1 protein-coding gene is annotated in these 619 nt (G+C 62.4%); it reads right to left on the bottom strand.

What is annotated here, in order from left to right:
* On the bottom strand, positions 1-619 hold a 619-nt coding region (locus QCE62_RS35105), incomplete at both ends, for a type VI secretion system tip protein VgrG (RefSeq protein ID WP_309928020.1).

A 619-nucleotide genomic window follows, 5' to 3' on the forward strand; every position in this document is an offset into this window, starting at 1 on the left:
CTTGCCGTAGCGGTCCCAGCGGAATTGCAGCTTCACGCGGCCGTGCTGATCGGTCCAGATGGTCTCGCCTGCCGGGCCAACGACTACCGCAGTCTGCGGCCCGGTCGCTTTCGGCAAAGGCGTGACGGAGGGTGCGCGCCAAGGGAGCGACGTAGGCTGCGCGAGAAACTCGGTGGCGTAGGCTGCCGAGCTGCTGCCGCTGGCGTCGCCACCGCTTTGAAACTGATAACTTGCGCCGACGATCAGATACTCGCGGTTATCGGCCGTTCGTGGACAACCTGTCAACGTGAACAGATAGCCCGGCGCGAAGGCGCGAATCGTGGTGTGACCATGAGCGCTTTCGCTACCGGTCTGCTCTTCTTCGAGCCGCACGCGCGAATAGTGATTGCCCTCGTCGCCATTGACATAGCCGAGCTGCCAGTTGTACTTCTCATAAGAGCCGTGGTCATCGCTGAGCGGATTGGCCTGCTGGCTTTGCAGGTCCGCCTTGGGCTTGCGGAAATCATAGTCATCGACGACATAGCGGCCCGTGGTGACATTGTCCTCGGTGTGCCAGCGATCGACGCCTTCGGTCTCGGGCAGCGCAATCTGATCGGGCGCGAGATAAGGGAGCGAGGCG

Origin of the sequence: Caballeronia sp. LZ033 (genome assembly GCF_031451265.1) — a bacterium.
In the GTDB taxonomy this organism is placed as follows: domain Bacteria; phylum Pseudomonadota; class Gammaproteobacteria; order Burkholderiales; family Burkholderiaceae; genus Caballeronia.